Here is a 676-nt window from a genome sequence, read left to right on the forward strand (position 1 = left end):
GCGCGGCGCGCTCGCCGCCCTCGCCGACGCGTGCCCGGCGGCCGAGGCGGTGCACGCGGTGAACAACAACGCCGCCGCGCTCGTGCTCGCCGCCACCGTCCTCGCCCAGGGCCGGGAGATCGTCATCAGCCGCGGCGAGATGGTGGAGATCGGCGACGGCTTCCGGCTGCCCGAGCTGCTGGCCTCGACCGGCGCGCGCCTGCGCGAGGTGGGCACCACCAACCGCACGACCGCCGCCGACTACGCCGACGCGGTCGGTCCGGACACCGGTTTCGTGCTCAAGGTGCACCCCTCCAACTTCCGGATCGAGGGGTTCACCGCGGAGGCGCCGGTACGGAGCCTGACCGGCCTCGGTGTGCCCGTCGTGGCCGACATCGGCTCCGGCCTGCTCGCGCCCGAGCCGCTGCTGCCCGCCGAGCCCGACGCCACGACGACGCTGACGGAGGGCGCCGACCTGGTCACCGCCAGCGGTGACAAGCTCCTCGGCGGCCCGCAGGCCGGGCTGCTGCTCGGCCGGTCGGACCTGGTCGAACGCCTGCGGCGGCATCCTCTCGCGCGGGCGCTGCGCGTCGACAAGCTCACCCTCGCCGCACTGGAGGCCTCGCTGCGCGGGCCGGAACCACCGGCCGTCCAGGCCCTGCACGCCGACCCCGTCGCGGTCCGCGAACGGGCGGCG

1 protein-coding gene is annotated in these 676 nt (G+C 76.3%); it reads left to right on the forward strand.

What is annotated here, in order from left to right; genetic code table 11:
* Nucleotides 1–676, forward strand: a 676-nt coding sequence (gene selA / locus ACFFNX_RS51880; RefSeq protein WP_378213882.1) for an L-seryl-tRNA(Sec) selenium transferase, incomplete at both ends; no start/stop codon positions are given.

The organism is Actinoallomurus acaciae, assembly GCF_042429965.1.
GTDB classification, from domain to species: domain Bacteria; phylum Actinomycetota; class Actinomycetes; order Streptosporangiales; family Streptosporangiaceae; genus Actinoallomurus; species Actinoallomurus acaciae.